The sequence below is a fragment of the Puniceicoccaceae bacterium genome, assembly GCA_040224245.1.
GTDB lineage: Bacteria > Verrucomicrobiota > Verrucomicrobiia > Opitutales > JAFGAQ01 > JAKSBQ01.
In genome coordinates this window covers 12,389-29,594 of record JBEGIR010000091.1, presented here as the reverse complement: position 1 = coordinate 29,594, position 17,206 = coordinate 12,389, and the positions used below count along the sequence as shown (strand labels likewise).

The following is a 17,206-nucleotide window of genomic DNA, read 5'->3' as shown; positions in this document are numbered from 1 at the left end:
CAGAGAAAACTGCACCCACCGGAACCCCCATGCGGGGGGATGAGCGACTGGTGCGACTGACGGAGTCCGCCGGGGCGAAGTGTTCAAAGCTCATGGAGGCCGATTCCGTGGGAAAACTGTTGCGGATTTCGATCACGGGTGGCGGGTGCAATGGATTGAGTTATCGACTGAAGTTTGTGGATACCTGCAGCTCAGCAGATATCGAGGTGCTGAGTGCGGGAGTGCGAGTGGTGGTGGACACCCGAAGCGCGCTGTATTTGCGGGGAACGGTCATTGACTATTCCGACAACCTGATGGCGGGTGGGTTCAAGTTCACCAATCCCAACGCAAAGGCCAGTTGCAGCTGCGGTGAGAGTTTCAGTGTCTGACCCCATCAGCTGGGCGAACATTCCTCTCTTTTTGGGATCGATCCCTTGCTTTCAGATCGCTAACTTGATTTTTCATCTACCATGAGTGACTCGCCGCAAACAGCTACCGCCGGAAGCGTGATGACGGATTTTGCCGTCATCCGACAGCATGCGGAATCGTATCTGGAGGCTATCAATCAGTTCATCGACGATCAGGTATCCGATTTCGAACCTGAGATTCAGGATCTGATTGAGTATTGCCTGGTAAAGGGCGGGAAGCGCATTCGCCCGGTTCTGGTCTTTTTTTCCGGATATCAGGAGTCGGCACGCCTGGAGCCGGACCTGATCAAACTGGGGGCGGTGATCGAACTCGTGCACATGGCAACACTCGTGCACGACGATATCCTCGATCAGGCCGCCATTCGCCACGGTCGCCCCTCGGTGGTGGAAAAATATGGTTCGGCAGTTGCCGTGTTGCTGGGAGATGCCCTGTTTTCCCATGCCCTGCGCCTGGCAGCGGAATTCCCAACGGTTGAAGTTTGCCGTGAGGTCGCAACGAGCACGCGCACAGTCTGTGCGGGAGAGATTCATCAAACCTTTCAGCGCGGCGATGTGAACACGACACAGGCGGACTACTATCGATCCATTGAGATGAAGACTGCGGAACTGTTTCGCGTTGCCTGTTACCTTGGGGCCAAGATCGGGGGATATGACCTCGATTTTGCAAATGCCTGTGCGATCTTCGGCAATGCCCTGGGCACGGCATACCAGATTTTTGACGATGTTGCGGATATTGTGGCCAGTGAGGCCCGCATGGGCAAAACCCTTCACACCGATATCCTCAAAGGAAAGTATACGCTTCCCCTGATCCTGCTCTTTGAAGCCATGCCCGATAGCGAGGTGAAGAAACTCGTAGCAGAATTGAACGATTCGGAAAACGTTCCCGTCCAAAGGCTCGAATCACTTATGGAGCGCTACCAGATTAAGGAATCCATCCTGCAGCATTTCAACCGGCAGATCGCCATTGGGGAACATGCCATCGAACCGTTTGCGAACCTTCCCGCAAGTCAGCGATTGCGTGAATTGCTTGGGTTTGTCAGCGGTCAAATTCGCATTTTAACTTGATATGTCCCTTCTCACAAACACACTGGTGGTTGGAGGAGAGATGCAGACTGCAAAGACCATAGCTGCAACCATGGCTGAGGATGCCAGCCTTACTCAAAAGGAGGCGGATCGCTTATTGGTTGAACGCGTGCAAAACGGGGATGTTGCCGCCTACGATATTTTGGTACACCGTTATCGCGAACGCCTGTACTCCGTGGTCTACAATTTGACTTCCAACCGGGAGGATGCGCTGGATCTTACACAGGAGGCCTTCATCAAGGCTTTTCAGTCGATCAATCGCTTTCGCGGCAATTCCTCGTTTTATACCTGGATTTACCGGATTGCGGTCAACAATACGCTCAGCCACCTCAAAAAATACCGCAATCGCAAGTATCTCAGCTTCGACAACCTCGATAACGAAGCTTCGCAATCTGATATTTTTGAGGCAGTGGCTTCAAAAACCAAGACCGAGAAAGCAACCCTGCTCAAGGAATTGCACGAAAAATTGAACGAAGCGCTGCAGAAGTTGTCTCTTAAACATCGTAGTGTGGTGGTTCTGTTTGAAATTGAAGGAATGAGTCATGAGCAGATTGCGGAAATCCTTAAGTGTTCTGTGGGTACGGTTCGTTCTCGTTTACATTATGCCAAGCAGCAGCTGAAGTTGTACCTCAAAGATTTTGTCGATTGATTGTTGTTTATGGATCAGAAACCCAAAGTAGAACTCGAAGACCTTTTAAAGCTCAAAACGTTTGAGAAGCCGGAACCCGAGTTCTGGGAAAAATTTGATCAGGGCTTGCGTCGCAAGTCCATGGAAGCGCTCGTGAAGGAAGATCCATCTGTATGGAGACTGCTGTGGGAGCGTCGGGGGTTGCAGCAACTCGCCTTTGCCTCAGCATTTGCGCTGTGTGCCGTTCCCGCCTTTTTGGGAGTGCAGAGCTACTACGCTGAACAGCAGACGCATGAGCCGTCATTTCAGGTTGTGGCACAATCGGCAACAGATGAAGCACAGGCGCGCAAAGATCTGAATGAGCGTGTGGCGGAGACCACCCGTGAGCTTGCAATGCGCAAGCAAAAAGCAGACAGCATGCGCTTTGTGGTGGACTCCTACGCTGTGGATCCTTCCGCCTATCGCTTTGAAAGTGATGTCTGGGCTGTTGGAGACGAAGCGTGGAAGCAATCCAATCGCACCTACGTCAGTGATCGAGTGAAGTTGCTGCCCGGTGAAACGGGTGTGATGCCAGTCAATCTGAGCTACTGATCCCGCTTTCATCGATTTTTTGTCGGCACTGCAGTTCCAATGCAGTGCCGTTTGTTTTTCTGAACAATTCCGCTCGTCATTCCGCTGTTGCTGTTTTTGAATCCGCTATCATGACCAGTCGTTTCACGCTCCGATCCAGCTGGATGCTCCTGATTTCCGGGTGGGTCTCCTGTGCATGTGCACAGGCGGATTTCCAGGTGCTTCAAAATCGGCTGATTGATATCTACAACGAGCACAAGAACTCCGTCGTGCGCATCAATGCACTCTACGAGCGGGAAGATGAGGAGGGTCAGCAGACACAGGATATTCGTGTTGCGACCGGCTTTTTTGTCAGTCGTCTGGGGCATATTCTCACCACGCGCAGCGTCGTTTATGAGGCAAACCAGATCTGGATCGAACACGACCGCGTGGCGTACCCCGCTGTGGTGCTGGGAGATGACCGACGCAACAATGTTGCCTTGATTAAGGCAGAGATTCTGCCTCAGAATTTTTCCTTCATCCGCTTGGATGATTCAAATGAACAGCCTCCCATCGCTTCCATGGTGATGGGGATTTCGCTGCCGCTGGAGTTTAATCCAACCCCCTCTTTTGGAATGGTAACTGGCTACGAAAGCAGCGTGTATCGCGTTGCGTTTCAAACCACTCACCTGCGCACCAACATTTTTTTTGGTCTCGGTGAAGGCGGCACTCCGGTGCTCGACCTAAATGGAAGACTGGTGGGGATGAATGTACTGACCCTGCTGGATATCCCCTCTTCCTACATCCTGCCAACACGCGCACTCTTTCGCATCCGGGATGACCTGATGTTTGCCGGGGAAGTCGTTTACAGCTGGTTCGGAATTGAAGGTCGCGAAACAACCGAAGTGGTTCAGGGATCACGCGTAGTCGTTGACGAGGTGGTTCCCGGTGGACCCGCTGAGGATGTCGGCATCGCAGCAGGTGACCGCTTGCTGGAAATTGGGGAGTTTCAGATCCGGACTCCAAGTGATGTGCGAAATGCACGCTTTTTTGCACGGGTGGGACGTTTCATTCGGGTGAAGGTACTGCGTGGTTCTGAGGAGCGCGAATTCAGTCTCAAAGTAGCCGCTGTGCCACCTGAAGAACTGCGCAAACTCTCTGATGAAGATGCAGCACCTCCGGCGGAAGAGGAAGAATCCCGGGATAACGAATCCTGACCATCACGAGACTCCGCACAGGCGGCACGCTCAAGCGGGAATACCCGTTGCCTCGGTGAATTCTGTCCACTGCAAACCTGCAGTTACATGGATCGCCTTCACTCCCATGCTTTGAGTGTCGTGGATGTTGCGGTGCTCGTCGTCAAAGAACACAATGTCCCTCAACGCAACTCCTGAGTCCGCAGAGATTTGCGACAGGTGTCGGGTTTTGCGTCCTGGGTAAATCTCCCGATACTGCACGAATGGATCCATGCCGAGCAGATGGGTCAGTTCGTTTGCCCAGCCAGGTTGTTCGGTGCGGGATGCCAGTGCAACAGGAATGCCAAGCTTTTGTAGTTGATTGAGGATCGACATTACATCGGGATAGAGCTTGATCTGACGCCCCGCGTCGTCGAATACCTGGCCTTGTCCATTGCGGTGATAAGGCGGTGTCGTACAATCACACCAAAGTCCTCCCGCATCCCACAGCGTGAAATCGAGATCAAATGCAACAAGTCCTGGAGCACCTGTTTGCATCAAAGCATAGTCCTTCATGATCATGAAAGTGTGGCCAGCGAGAGCATGATCGCCGCTCCTACCGCTATGAGTGCTCCTACCAGTGAAAGTGCAGAGGGACGGTCGTTCTCAAAGATCATGCTCAGCGGAATCACCACGATGGGAGCAAGTGCGACGATGGGCAGAACCACAAAACTCGGGCGAACCGCAAGTGCCCACTGATAACAACTCACGCCTAGCACCGGACCTGAAAGTGCATTGAGCACAATGAAAATCACAACCCACCGGGTCCAGCGCGGAGCAGATCGTTTCGGTGCATTCGGATGCCCCTTGCGCGGCACCAGCACCCAGACCGCAATCACTGCAATCATAACTCCTCCGATGACCCGGAAAAATGCTGCCGTCATTGGGGCAATGGATTCGGACTGCGCTGCCGCTACATCATAGCCGTAGCGGCTGACAACTGCTCCAGCACCCTGGCCGAAGGCTGCAAGCAGTCCAAAAAGGGTGCCGCTGAGCCATTGTTCCCGGTTGAAATTTTTTGCCCGGAACGGATCCAGCGCGATGGTGACACCAACCAACGTGATCAGTGCCCATACAATCTGCAATGAACTCAGCGAGGTTCCCAGCCACAACCATTCGATCAGACCAGCGATCGGTGCAGCGACACATTGAGTGTAGAGAATGCACAGGCGCGATCCCAGGCGCGGCAGCGCATAGAACACACCGATATCCCCAAATCCAAAACCGATGACGCCGCTGATGAAAAAAATCCAGAAGACGCGGGAACCCGGGAAATCTCCCATGATCCATGCGATGATTCCCAACAGGATTGCCGCCAGTGACAGGCGACTGACGTTCGCAAGGTTGCTGCCCAGTTGGGTAATCGAACGATTGGCCGAAATCGCAGAGATCGAAAAGAGCAGCGTGGTCAGAAAGGCAGGAATCATACAGGTAAGCTGCCGCAAATCAGATACGAGCCGTTCGGAGCATTCAATCGTAAAGACAGGATAGACGCAGTTGCATTGACCCCTTTCCCTCCCTCTCCACCGAAGGGCGGGGCCTTGTCGCATGCGGCCTGCGGTGAACGCAGGCCCTACGGATTGTGATCCTTCACAGTGGGTTCCTTACGTAGGGCTTGCGCTTGTCGCAAGCCGCCCATCCAGAAAGGGTCCCTATTGGATCCGCCGGATTTTCCTTGCGACCCGTAGTGACCGCACCCGATAGTGATGTTCATCATCACTCATGCCATGACCCGTTCCGAGCGCGCCGCCCTGGTCTTTGACCGTCTCCATCAGCTCTTCCCCGACCCACCCGTTCCGCTGCATCACAGCGATGCCTATACCCTGTTGATCGCAGTTCTGCTCTCGGCACAGTGTACCGATGAACGCGTGAATCAGGTAACACCCCAACTCTTTGCACGTGCGAGCGATCCGCATGCCATGGTGCAATTGAGCATTGAGGAAATCCGGGAAATCATCCGTCCCTGCGGACTCTCACCAGCCAAATCCAAAAACATCTGGAACCTCTCCGCCCAGCTGATTGCGATGCATGATGGGCAGGTACCGGCTGACTTGGCTGCGCTCGAAGCACTGCCGGGTGTCGGACACAAGACCGCTTCTGTGGTGATGATCCAGGCCTTTGGCGTGCCTGCATTTCCCGTAGACACCCACATCCACAGACTCGCGCAGGTGTGGGGGCTCACCAATGGAAAAAATGTGGTGCAAACCGAGCAGGACCTCAAACGACTCTATCCCCCTGAAACCTGGAACAAGCTGCACTTGCAAATCATTTATTACGGACGTGAGATTTGTCAGGCACGTGGCTGCAATCGCCTGCGGTGCGAACTTTGCCGCACCTTGTTTCCAGATCGAGTGACACCCTTTCAGGCGAAGAAGCCGTGAAGGGGGAAGCGGTGCAGACCGCGGGCGTGTCCATGGGTCAGGAGATTGAAAGAGGACTCCTGGACGTAGGGTCAGCAGCAATTCGTAGGGCCTGCGTTCATCGCAGGCCGTTTGGACGCACGTACGGCTGAGACGGCCTCCGACAAGCGAAGGCCCTACGAGAGTGCGTTGACGTTCGGGAACGTTGCGGCAGGAACGGATTCTTTCCAATCCCTCTCGGATCTGTTGGACCCGGTATACAGAATTCATAGGGCCTGCGTTCACCGCAGGCCGTTTGGACGCGCGGTCGGCTGAGACGGCCTCACTTCAAGGTGCCACGCGTCACACCAAGCTGATTGATCAGTTTGAGATCCTTCCAGATCTGGTCCGCGTTGATCTCCCTGCGCAACAGACGTTCGTAGTGATCCAGTGTGCGCACAACCTCGTCTGCACTCTCGTTGAGAAACTCGATACGAAAGGCCCTGACTCCAGCTTCAATAAAATCGTGCAGGTAATCGGCGCCCGACTGAGCCTTGGCGTTGAAGAGTGTATTGCGACAACCTGCGTCTGCCTTGAGCGGATGGGACATGCCCACACGGTCGCGCAACACGACTTGGCGCGTATCGCAGGGCCGCCCACAGTCCCGAAAATCCTTACCATTCGTGAGGAACGCGCAGAAGACACAGTGCTCCATGTGAAACATCGGCATGTGCTGGTGCAACGTGATTTCAAACCGGTTCACCGGGCTGTGGCGAAGCAAGTCGAGCAATTGCAGGTGATTGAGATCGTACGATGCCGTAAGGCGATCCAGCTTCCAGCGCCGGATAAACCAATCGGCCGACAGTGGATTGGCCACATTGAGGGAAAAATCCCCACGAATGCGATGTCCCTGCAGCGCGCGCAGGTGCTCGTGATTGCGCACGAGGTAACCCTGTGCGTCGCTCTGTAACAGTTTTTCGATAATCCAGTCCTCCCCTTCCTTGAACATGCGGGGAGGGGCTACCCACAGTTGGGTGGATGGACGGCATACTGACTGTTCCCGCACAAACTGAACCGCTTTGGCATAATCACGTGGATTTTCGAGTTCGAGATAGATTTCCGGATAGCGGTGAAGGGAAAGAATGGCCTCCAGTTGCTCCCATGTGCGGGCGTAGGGAATGAAACCCGGCGTGATGGACGATTCCCAACGACTTTCAGATTGAAGTGGCAAGGAAAAGCTGTGATCGAGTTTCCATTCCCGGGGTTTGCGACGCTGCACATCCAACCGTTCCACAGCATCCCGACGCAGTTGATTGAGTGCCGACATCGGGAGCATGCAGTTGCCCTCGAGTTTCACTTCCAACGTCTCCAGTACATAGGGGGTGCCGCCAAGCCGCCCCAGCTGCTTACGCAGGGATTCGGCATCGAGAGAGTGCTGCGTCGCTTCGACCAGCACCTGTGCTGAAGGAACCGTTACCCCAACTCCCGACTCGTCGCGAAATTCGAGCTGAAGGGGTGATCCGGGCCTTCCGCTCACAGTCGCCTGTATCGGGCGCCGGTAGTTGGGTTGTTCCACTTCATAGGACTTGCGAATCTCGCGCTCAAGCGCGGGGTCTGAGGTCTTCCAGATCAGTTGGCCAACTTGCACCTGACTCAAATTGACCGCATCGTTGAAAAATTCGATGTGCAGGAAGTCCTGACGGGAATCCACCCGACTGATGCGTCCGCCCTGCTCCCGAACGTCGGGGTTTCCCGCATCGAAGACAATTCCGTCTCCCGGTTTTACGTCTGCGTCGGCAGTGACGCACACTCCACTGCGTGTGATCTCGCGCACCACGCCGATTCGCACTCCCCGTTTTTTGCCAAAGCGCGCATGCACCAGACGCTGGTTGTTGATGCCTTCCAGCCAGCCAGTGTCAAGTCCGCGGGAAAACGTCATTTCAAGTGCATAGCGATCTTCCGAAGCAATTGTGACCGGCGGAGACTGTTCCGCAAGCTGCTGCCATGCGCTATCGAGTGCCTTGCGGTACACTCGTGTGACCGCCGCCACATACTCCGGATTTTTCAGTCGACCTTCGATCTTCAACGTTTGCACTCCCGCACGAATAATGTCGGGGATCAGATCCACACCAGCAAGATCCTGCGGGCTGAGCAAATACCGCTTGTCGCCAAGCGGTACCAAGGCTCCATCCGCAATCAGATCGTAAGGCAGTCGACAGGCCTGCGCACATTCACCCCGGTTTGCCGAACGTCCACCAAGGGATTCACTCGTCAGACACTGCCCGGAATAGGCGACGCACAGAGCGCCATGAACAAAAATTTCAATGGGCATCCGCAGTCCACTGGCTTCGCATTTCTCCCGAATCGAAGCAATCTCTGGCAGGGAACACTCGCGGGCAAGCACCGCAACACTGGCTCCCAGTTCGTGCGCAAAGTGCACCCCGGCCTCACTGCTGATGCTCATTTGCGTGGAAGCATGAATAGGAAAATCGGAAGAAAGCTGGCGAATCAGCTGGCAAATCCCCACATCCTGAACAATGGCGGCATCGACACCCGATGCGATCACGCTCTTGAGAAACTGGGTGGCGTCAGCCAGTTCGTCCGTAAAGACGAGCGTATTGAAGGTGAGGTAACCCTTCACCCCTCGGTGATGCAGATACGCCATCAATTCGGGCAAGTCTCTGCGTGTAAAATTGTTGGCTCGCATGCGAGCGTTGAAGCGATCCAGTCCGAAATAAACCGCGTCGGCCCCGTTTTCGACCGCTGCACATACACAATCCCAATCTCCGGCTGGAGCCATCAATTCCGGCTTTTCGACCGTAAGCGGTCGATCCGGCAGCTCGAGACGGATGCGTTTGGGAATGTATTTGGGCATGAGTTCAGTGAGACTGAATACACTGAATTTTCAATCTCCATATCAGCGTCAAATTTCCACAAACGGTGTCCGAGTCGTAACACAACGGTAACATCCATCTGGCAAACTCGACAGCATCAACATCAGGGAAATGCCACCGAGGTGTTTTCCTAACGAACAACAACATCAACTGGAAAGAGGAGATTCGATCTCATCATGAAAATCATCAAAAACCGCAAATGCCTCATCGCTGCCGCCGCACTGTTGGCAATGGCCCTGCAGGTCAACGCACAATCGAACTCAACAGCGGGTTCAAAGTTTTCACTGGCAGGGAAGCACCAGTTCACCATCACCGCAGGTGGCCTGCTCGATTCCGATTTTGCTGACGATCAACATATCGCGTCCTTTGAATACAGCTATTGGATCAACGAGCAAATGGCCTTCACTGTGGGAGCGGGTGGCATTGGAACCGACGATCACGGGGATTGTCCCCGCCGTTGCCGATACGACGACGATGAAGGGGTAGGCATGGTGCTCGTGGGCATGCAAGTGCGCCCCGAAATCCTCAACTTCACCGACCGTTTTTTCATCACGTTGCAAGGAATGGTCGGACCCTATGCCGGTGTGAGCCATCGCTACGAGAGCAGTTGGGGAGATGACGGTGACCGCTACCGTCGGCATCGTGAGCGAACCGAAACCCAAGTGGGTGCCTATCTCGGAGTCAACCTGAACGTCGCAGTCACCCGACGTTTTCTGATCGGAGCCTCCGCAGGTTATCATTTTGTGGAGTCATTCGACCACCCGATCAATGGCGAAACCGATTACAACAGTCCTGACCTGCGCCTGCGTTTCAGTTTTATGCTTTAAGTCTCAGAAGTTCGGACTCCTGCCTGCGGGGTAAACGTCGAAGATGAGTTACTCCACTCCAGCTACACAGGCTTGGGTCGTATCTCGAATTTCAGGGTTTGCGCTTGAGGTCAGTCGCTTCGAAATTGAGTCCGATGCGGAAAAAATCCGTTACCTGATGATCGATCCCGATGGTGGCACGCTGCAAGGTGTGATCGCCGTCGGGAAAAACACGTAACTTCGGCGACTGGGCACTCGTCAGGCTGCGGGACTGTTGCCCCGCAATCTCACCTGCGAACGGACTCATGCTCGCATCTGAGTCGTGTGTGGCCAGGGTCGGTCGCTTCTGGGCATGCGTCTGCACGGTTGGACTTGATCTCGTAAATGAATCCACCTTGCGCTCACTGTATTCAAAACTGGCGTAAATCAAGGTGTCGTCATTGGACCAGTAAAGTGTGGGAGCGATGGTAAAAGATTCATAGTCCTGTCCACTCCACCAGAGTTCACCCGTTTCCCAAAGCGCACCCATGTGGAGTGCGATGTTGTGTTTCTTTGAGAGCCACTGCGTCGTCGAGATCGAACTTCCGAAATAATCGCCCGAACCTACGCTCAGGCTCAGCTCACCGTGCCCCGGGGCTGGCAAGATCCCATAAAAGGTGTCAAAATACAGGTGAGAGCGATACCCCATACCGTCCCAACCGTATCGATAGCCCGGAGCATAGCCCCAACCCGGATATCCCCACGCATAGCGACCAAACCCATGATACCCCCAGGGATCGAAGTAGTGTGCATGCGAACCTGCAAAGGGATGCAAATCATTTGGATGAAAGAGGCGGGGGCGTTCTTGGGGTGCAGGTGTTTCTTCAGATTTTGGGTCGGATGACTCTGCACACGCCAGACTGATTCCGGTGAGAACCATAGCAATCATGATCCCCATGCGGGATGCTGCGCGTTTCGAGAAGGCCATTGTAAGTAGGATCATTGAAGAAGCATACACCAGCTTCGTATGCATAGATGCTCAAAAACGGCGAATTGTTCAATCTCAAGGCTCGCATAGGTTGAATGAAATCCGCTCCAGCAGTTCATGACACAAAAATTCTCGATCCCGTCGCTGGAGTGGCTCATGCTGCAAGAGTATGGCAGCCTTTGTTCATCACCGCACGATTGAGTTTCACGAGACCGATGCCGCCGGATTGGTCCACTTTTCGAACTATTTTCGCTATGCGGAAGCAGCCGAGCATGCCCTCTACCGTGCCATTGGCTACCCGATGATGAAACGCGAGAGTTCGAGTTTTTATGGTTGGCCGCGTGTGCGTGCACAGGCCAAATACTCCGCCCCGCTCGACAGCGGCAATGTACTGCGCATTGAGTTGTGGATCACGGAGGTTAAGGACAAGGCAATTGAATGGGCGTTTCGCATCGAACGGGAGCACGATCAAGTGCTGGCGGCCAAGGGTAGCTTTGCGACCATGCACGTGCATATTGATGCGCTGACGCGTGAAATGAAATCCATGCCTATCCCTGAGGTTCTGCGCGAACGTCTGACACCCTTCATCGGAAATTGAGAACGGTTCCTGTGTGGATCACGCCTTCAGGCTCGCACTGTGCCCGATTCTGGATTGAGATGCTGGCATGAAGATCCTGAGTGCGAGCTATAGGGGACAGATGAACAGTCTGGAATCCTGTCCCCCCGACAGTCATCCGGAGTTTGCGTTTATTGGCAGATCCAATGTGGGAAAATCCTCACTCATCAACCTGCTCACCAATCAGCGCGGTCTTGCCAAGGTGTCCACGACACCCGGCAAAACCAAAGCCATTCATTTTTTTGAGATCAATGAGCGCTTCTTTTTGGTGGACTTACCCGGCTACGGCTACGCGAAAGTATCGAAAGGAGTAAACGAAGGATTTAATGTGGCGGCGGCGGATTACCTGTCGCAGCGAAAGGCGCTCAAGACCATCTTTCTGCTGATCGATTCGCGTCATGAACCCCAACAAATTGACCTCGAATTTCTGGCATGGATCCAACCTTTTCAGCGCGAACTGATCCTGGTCTTTACCAAGAGCGACCTGAGCAAAAAGGATGAGCTGCAGGCCAATGCGCACGCTTTTCATGACCGCATGACCCGTCTGGGCATGACACCTGCCCGCCACCTCAGCTGTTCGTCAAAAAGCGGAGCGGGGAAGCAGTTGATTTTTGACCAGATCCAGAAACACCTGCCCAAACCGGACAAGCAGGCGCAACAGAAACGCAAAGTTTCCAGTGCTTGGTTAAAGCACGTCGGCAAGCATTGATAGCACCTGCAGAGGATGGGGCCGCTGGGCTTGTCCTTCGCCAAGTTCCACTCTTCTGTAGCCGATTCCCTTCTTCCACTAGCCGATTCCCTTCTTCCACTAGCCGGATTCCACTCTTCTGTAGCCGGATTCCTCTCTTCTGTAGCCGGATTCGGGAGAATTCGGACTCCCCTCAACGCCCCTATCCCCGCTCACCCTCAGCCACTTCGGGATTTTCACAAATCCCGCTACAAACAACAAACAACTCCTTGCCTCAACTGGCTTGCAACAAGCACAAGCCCTACAAAGTTCAGCGACAGCAAAGCTGTCATCCTGAGCGAACACTACAAATGCTGGTCTGCTGCAGCATCCTGCGCTCCCAGGAGAGCACCTGCCCGTTCCAGCGCCTTGTCGAAACTGCCACAAAAATTTTCCCGACCAATGATGTCGATGAAACCAGACTTGCGTAACAGCTCGAGCGGTTGACGGTGAATGCCGCTGATCACAACCGTGCCCCCGTGCTTGCGGTTGCGCCTCACCAGAACCTGCAGGGCGTGCAGGGCGGTAGAATCGATGGCGGTGACAAGGTGAAGGCGCAGGATGAGCACCTTGTGGGTATTGCCAGCGCGTTCGAGAGCATCGTGCATCTTTTCCGCAGCACCGAACAAAAAGGGTCCAAAGATACGGTAAACCACAACCCCTTCGGGGATGATTTTTCCCTGGGCCATTTGGGCGGGAGTTTCGAGAACATCGTCACTGGTGACACGCGAAATCTCGGTGGAGTCGGACACTCGTCGAATGAAGAGCATAGCCGCAAGCACCATGCCCACCTCAATCGCGATGACCAGGTCAAAGACGACGGTCAGCAGAAAGGTCGTCAGCATGACCAGCGCATCGCTTTTGGTCATCTTGCGCAACTCCCACAGTTCGCCCCATTCCCCCATGCTCAGCGAAACCGAGACGAGAACGGCAGCCATTGCCGCCATGGGTACGTAGGAGGCAAAGCGCGCAAAGAGCAGCACAATGGTGAGCAGCGTGAGGGCATGCACAATACCGGAAACAGGGGATCGTCCCCCGTTTGCCACATTGGCCGAGGTGCGCGCAATGGCTCCTGTCGCGGGCAGTCCTCCAAAAAACGGGCACACCACATTCGCAATGCCTTGTGCAATCAGCTCGGAATTGCTGTCGTGTCGGTCATTGGACAACCCATCGGCAACCACCGCGGAAAGCAGGGACTCGATTGCGCCGAGCAAGGCAATGGCGGTAGCGGGTCCGATCAGATCGCGAATGAGTGCCAGGTCGATTGGGGGGATTTGAAAAGGTGGGAGCCGCGACGGGATCGCCTCGCTTCCAAATTTCGATCCGATGGTTGCAAGTCCCAAGGTATCCTGAAGTTGGAAGAAAGCGACCACACCCGTTGCGAGCAGCATGGCGACGATCGATCCGGGAACGCGCTTCAACCCCAGGCGGGGCCAGAAGCGGATGAGCACCAGACAGCCCAGTGCTAGACCAACGGTCGCAACGTTTGTGGTGGGCAGGTGATGCCAGATCCAGTGCAGTTTTTCCAGAAATTCGCGCGGTGCGGGCGTAGTGGCTTGCAATCCGAGAAAATCGGAGGCCTGAGTTGCAATGATTGACACCGCGATGCCCGTCGTAAAGCCGCTGGTCACAGGCCAGGGGATATACTTGATCAGGATGCCCATGCGCGCCACGCCCATGAGAATGAGAATGACGCCTGCCATCATGGTCGAGAGCAGCAGGCCTGTGTAACCGTGCTGCTCCACAATCAGTAATATGATCGGAATGAAGGCAGCAGTGGGACCCCCGATTTGCACCTTGCTCCCTCCCAGAAGCGAAATCAGCAATCCTGCTATAATGGCAGTGAAGATCCCGAGGGCTGGGGCGGGAAAGGGTGTCGCCTGCCCGGACGGAATGCTGGCAATGCCCAGTGCCAATGCCAGCGGCAGCGCGATCAGGCCAACCGTGAGACCTGCGAGCACGTCCGATCCGAGATCCGAGCGGGAATACCTCCCGTTGAACACTTCCGCAATTTTAGGACGATAGGAAAAGGAAAAGTCCTTGAATTTCATGGAACAAGGGAAAAGGCAAAGCCTGATCCTCGAATTTCTGGAAGTCAAGAGGCCGCTTTGTCGGACCGGAAGAATGGAAGCCATGCCGTGAGAGAAAATTCCTCGTGGCACATTGCCATGCCATCGCCCGCGTCCGCTGCGGCACATCGTGTTCATGCACTGAATCGTAGTACCCTGCGGGGAATTGCTTCGGTGCAGAAAACAAGGACAAGAAGCGAATTCCGTCATGCATCTTTCAATCAACTGCACAAATCCGGTAGATCCGCTCGATTTCGAGCACTTCAGCGTGGGGAAATCCAAACAGCTTTCTCGTTTGGCACGGATGCTGCGCTATCTTCATGGAAATAATACTATTTTATTATTTCGTAATACTAACCAGAAACTTCATCATGTATCACAACCGACTGATCCCACGCGTTCTGGCCTTGCTGGCTACGATCACGCTGCTTGCTTCTGTCAACGCCACTCCACTTAAAATCGCCTACAGTGACTGGCCCGGATGGGTTGCCTGGGAAATTGGCATCCAGAACGACTGGTTCGCCGAAGAGGGAGTGGAAGTCGAATTCCTCTGGTTCGACTATGTTCCCTCCATGGATGCCTACGTTGCCGGCCAGGTGGATGCCGTTACCATGACCAACGGTGATGCACTCGTCACGGGTGCCACCGGAAAACCCTCCGTGGGCATCATTCTGAACGATTTCTCGAATGGCAACGACATGATTGTCGGCGCTCCGGGCATTGATTCGCTCGAGGATCTTGTCGGCAAAAAAATTGGGGTGGAAGAGGGTTACGTCATTCATTTGCTGCTGCAAAAGGGCATGGAAATGAAGGGCATCGCCCCCGATTCCATCGAGATCGTAAACACGCCTACCAACGAAACTCCCCAGGTGCTCGCGACGGGTGCCGTGCAGGCTATTGGCGCTTGGCAACCCAACTCGGGCCAGGCCTTAAAAACCGTTCCCGGATCAAAACCGATATTCACTTCTGCCGACGCACCGGGCATCATTTATGATTTTCTCTTTGTGGACCCAGAGAGTCTCGAACAACGCCGGGAGGACTGGGCGAAGGTGGTCAAGGTTTGGTACCGCATCGTCAATTATCTGAAGGATGAGGACAACATGGATGAGGCGCTACAAATCCTCTCCAATCGGGTTTCGATCACTCCCGAGGAATACGAACCGCTCTTCCTGGGCACCTACATCCTCACGCTTGAAGAAGCCCTGGAGCGCTGGCAGAAAGCCGAAGGACTGGACTCGGTCTACGGTTCCACCGAAATCGTGGATGCATTTAATGTCAGCGTCGGCATCTATGATGCCCCGCTCGACACGGCCAAGTATCTCGATCCATCCCTGACGATCGAGTTTGCAAAGGGCAACTAATCCGTTCGCCAGACATCGCATCACGAGCTTTCCGGTGGAGCACTGAGCCGCTCCACCGAGGGTTTCTGCTGCGATGCATTCCCTCCATCATCGATCACCGCATCCCATCGAACCCACTGCAGAGAACGCATGTCAACCCGCCAACACAATGCATGGTTTAGCATTCGCGAACCGCTCGCACCTGGAAAGCAAAAGCTGCTGACCCTGCTTTCCTTTCTGGGACCGATTTTCACCTGGTGCTTTGTCAGCTACGTTCCCTTCGTCTGGCATCCCGACATGAAGCTGGACCTCTCTGCCACACGATCCGACGTCACGACCGTTTTCACGGCAGGCGATCACTTGAGCAAGGCTTACTTTCCGAGCTTTGTGAAGGCGATTCGCGAGGACAACCAACGCATTCTTCAGCAGCAACTGGGGGAACTGCCTGTCGAAGAACCCGCACCCAGGGTGCGACGCTCCAACCTCAACAACCTGCGCCATCTGACACCGCTCGCCCTCAGGCAGGGCTGGCTCCAATCATCCGAAAAAGACGATACCGAAGCCTTGCTGGCACTCTGGCAACGCATCGCATCAGCCCCCAGCGGAGATCGTACCTTCCGGGCGCTGAGTGAGGAAAACCTCGCGATCATTCGCTCCAATTCGAAGCGTATTGACGCCCACTTCGCGAGCAGTAACTCGCAGCGGCTTCCATCCATGCCCCTGCTCAAGCTCGTTCCCCAAGGGCGACCCGCCAATCCCGTTTACCTGCCTGCGCCCCACGAGGTGTTGCAGCGGGGATGGAAGGAGTTTACCAAAGTCCCGGATCCGGGCAAACCATCCATGCTCGACCGTCTGCGTCACTCCATCTGGATCGTGTTTGCGGGCTTTGCACTCGCCTGCGTGATCGGCGTGCCACTCGGCATCCTCTGCGGAACCTTTGACTTCTTTTCCAAACTCTTTGAACCCTTCATCGACTTTTTCCGCTACCTGCCCGCGCCTTCGTTCAGCACTCTGCTTGTAGCCATTTTTCTGGCGCACGATGCACCCAAAATTGCGCTCGTCTTTGTCGGAACCTTCTTCCAGCTCGTTCTCGTCGTTTCCAAAACCACTCAGTTGCTCGACAAGTCATTGCTCGAAGCCGCCCTGACTCTCGGTGCCGGGAAAAAGAGTCTGCTCACGCGCGTAGTCGTGCCGGGCATCCTTCCCAATCTCTACAACGACCTGCGCATCCTGCTCGGCTGGTCGTGGACCTGGCTGGTCATCGCTGAGCTGATCGGGGTGAAGTCGGGTCTGACTGAGTTCATCGAAACCCAGGGCCGCTGGCGCAACTTTGATGCCGTCTTTCCCGTGATCTTCACCATCGGATTTGTCGGATTTTTCACCGACCAGCTGCTGGCCCAGCTTCGCGGATTCTTTTTCCCGTGGACGGGTGAAAAGCTGCATCCTCTCATCCGTGGGTTGTCAGCAGCCCACCACTGGCTTGTGGGGAATCGTCTGCCTTACGAACCCGGAAGCCAGATGCGCTCGCGGCGCTGAAACTACAACC

Annotated in this window: 16 protein-coding genes; 11 read left to right on the top strand and 5 right to left on the bottom strand. The window is 54.7% G+C overall.

What is annotated here, in order from left to right; all coding sequences use genetic code 11:
• Positions 1–29: 29 nt before the first annotated feature.
• The 5 genes from ABQ298_15530 to ABQ298_15510 all read left to right on the top strand — a co-directional run bounded on the left by ABQ298_15530 (position 30) and on the right by ABQ298_15510 (position 3,884).
• Complete coding sequence (locus ABQ298_15530; GenBank protein MEQ9825796.1) at positions 30–368, top strand: iron-sulfur cluster assembly accessory protein; 339 nt, start codon at positions 30–32, stop codon at positions 366–368.
• An 81-nt stretch (positions 369–449) separates the two neighbouring features.
• On the top strand, positions 450–1,472 hold the full coding sequence (locus tag ABQ298_15525; GenBank protein MEQ9825795.1) for a polyprenyl synthetase family protein: 1,023 nt from the start codon (positions 450–452) through the stop codon (positions 1,470–1,472).
• Between the two features lies 1 nt (position 1,473).
• On the top strand, positions 1,474–2,139 hold the full coding sequence (locus tag ABQ298_15520; GenBank protein ID MEQ9825794.1) for a sigma-70 family RNA polymerase sigma factor: 666 nt from the start codon (positions 1,474–1,476) through the stop codon (positions 2,137–2,139).
• Positions 2,140–2,148: 9 nt separating this feature from the next.
• Positions 2,149–2,709, top strand: coding sequence for a hypothetical protein (locus ABQ298_15515; GenBank protein MEQ9825793.1), 561 nt, complete (start codon positions 2,149–2,151; stop codon positions 2,707–2,709).
• Between the two features lie 110 nt (positions 2,710–2,819).
• Positions 2,820–3,884, top strand: a complete 1,065-nt coding sequence (locus ABQ298_15510) for a S1C family serine protease (GenBank protein MEQ9825792.1) — start codon at positions 2,820–2,822, stop codon at positions 3,882–3,884.
• Between the two features lie 30 nt (positions 3,885–3,914).
• Here ABQ298_15510 and ABQ298_15505 read toward each other — a convergent pair whose 3' ends face one another.
• Both ABQ298_15505 and ABQ298_15500 read right to left on the bottom strand, forming a co-directional pair.
• On the bottom strand, positions 3,915–4,418 hold the full coding sequence (locus ABQ298_15505) for a magnesium-dependent phosphatase-1 (protein MEQ9825791.1): 504 nt from the start codon (positions 4,416–4,418) through the stop codon (positions 3,915–3,917).
• Positions 4,419–4,420: 2 nt separating this feature from the next.
• Entirely contained in the window at positions 4,421–5,329 is a 909-nt protein-coding gene (locus ABQ298_15500) for a DMT family transporter (protein ID MEQ9825790.1), read from the bottom strand.
• 300 nt (positions 5,330–5,629) lie between these two features.
• Between ABQ298_15500 and nth the strand changes: the two genes are divergently transcribed.
• The gene (nth, locus tag ABQ298_15495; GenBank protein MEQ9825789.1) at positions 5,630–6,283 is read left to right on the top strand and encodes an endonuclease III; all 654 of its coding nucleotides are present in this window, start codon (positions 5,630–5,632) and stop codon (positions 6,281–6,283) included.
• A gap of 301 nt (positions 6,284–6,584) precedes the next feature.
• Here the strand turns inward: nth and ABQ298_15490 are convergent, their stop codons facing one another.
• Positions 6,585–9,116 (bottom strand): DUF3656 domain-containing protein, encoded by a 2,532-nt coding sequence (locus ABQ298_15490; protein MEQ9825788.1) that lies wholly within the window; start codon positions 9,114–9,116, stop codon positions 6,585–6,587.
• Positions 9,117–9,311: 195 nt separating this feature from the next.
• On the opposite strand from ABQ298_15490, the gene ABQ298_15485 reads away from it, so the two are divergent.
• Entirely contained in the window at positions 9,312–9,962 is a 651-nt protein-coding gene (locus tag ABQ298_15485; protein MEQ9825787.1) for a hypothetical protein, read from the top strand.
• A gap of 91 nt (positions 9,963–10,053) precedes the next feature.
• Here the strand turns inward: ABQ298_15485 and ABQ298_15480 are convergent, their stop codons facing one another.
• Positions 10,054–10,869, bottom strand: a complete 816-nt coding sequence (locus ABQ298_15480) for a hypothetical protein (protein ID MEQ9825786.1) — start codon at positions 10,867–10,869, stop codon at positions 10,054–10,056.
• 208 nt (positions 10,870–11,077) lie between these two features.
• Between ABQ298_15480 and ABQ298_15475 the strand changes: the two genes are divergently transcribed.
• The gene (locus ABQ298_15475; protein MEQ9825785.1) at positions 11,078–11,506 is read left to right on the top strand and encodes a thioesterase family protein; all 429 of its coding nucleotides are present in this window, start codon (positions 11,078–11,080) and stop codon (positions 11,504–11,506) included.
• A gap of 67 nt (positions 11,507–11,573) precedes the next feature.
• On the top strand, positions 11,574–12,233 hold the full coding sequence (yihA, locus tag ABQ298_15470) for a ribosome biogenesis GTP-binding protein YihA/YsxC (GenBank protein ID MEQ9825784.1): 660 nt from the start codon (positions 11,574–11,576) through the stop codon (positions 12,231–12,233).
• 323 nt (positions 12,234–12,556) lie between these two features.
• On the opposite strand, the gene ABQ298_15465 is transcribed toward yihA, so the two are convergent.
• Positions 12,557–14,302, bottom strand: coding sequence for a SulP family inorganic anion transporter (locus ABQ298_15465; protein ID MEQ9825783.1), 1,746 nt, complete (start codon positions 14,300–14,302; stop codon positions 12,557–12,559).
• Between the two features lie 389 nt (positions 14,303–14,691).
• Between ABQ298_15465 and ABQ298_15460 the strand changes: the two genes are divergently transcribed.
• Both ABQ298_15460 and ABQ298_15455 read left to right on the top strand, forming a co-directional pair.
• Positions 14,692–15,681: an ABC transporter substrate-binding protein gene (locus ABQ298_15460; protein ID MEQ9825782.1), complete on the top strand. Its 990-nt coding sequence runs from the start codon at positions 14,692–14,694 to the stop codon at positions 15,679–15,681.
• Between the two features lie 129 nt (positions 15,682–15,810).
• Complete coding sequence (locus tag ABQ298_15455) at positions 15,811–17,196, top strand: ABC transporter permease (GenBank protein ID MEQ9825781.1); 1,386 nt, start codon at positions 15,811–15,813, stop codon at positions 17,194–17,196.
• The last annotated feature ends 10 nt before the right edge of the window (positions 17,197–17,206 follow it).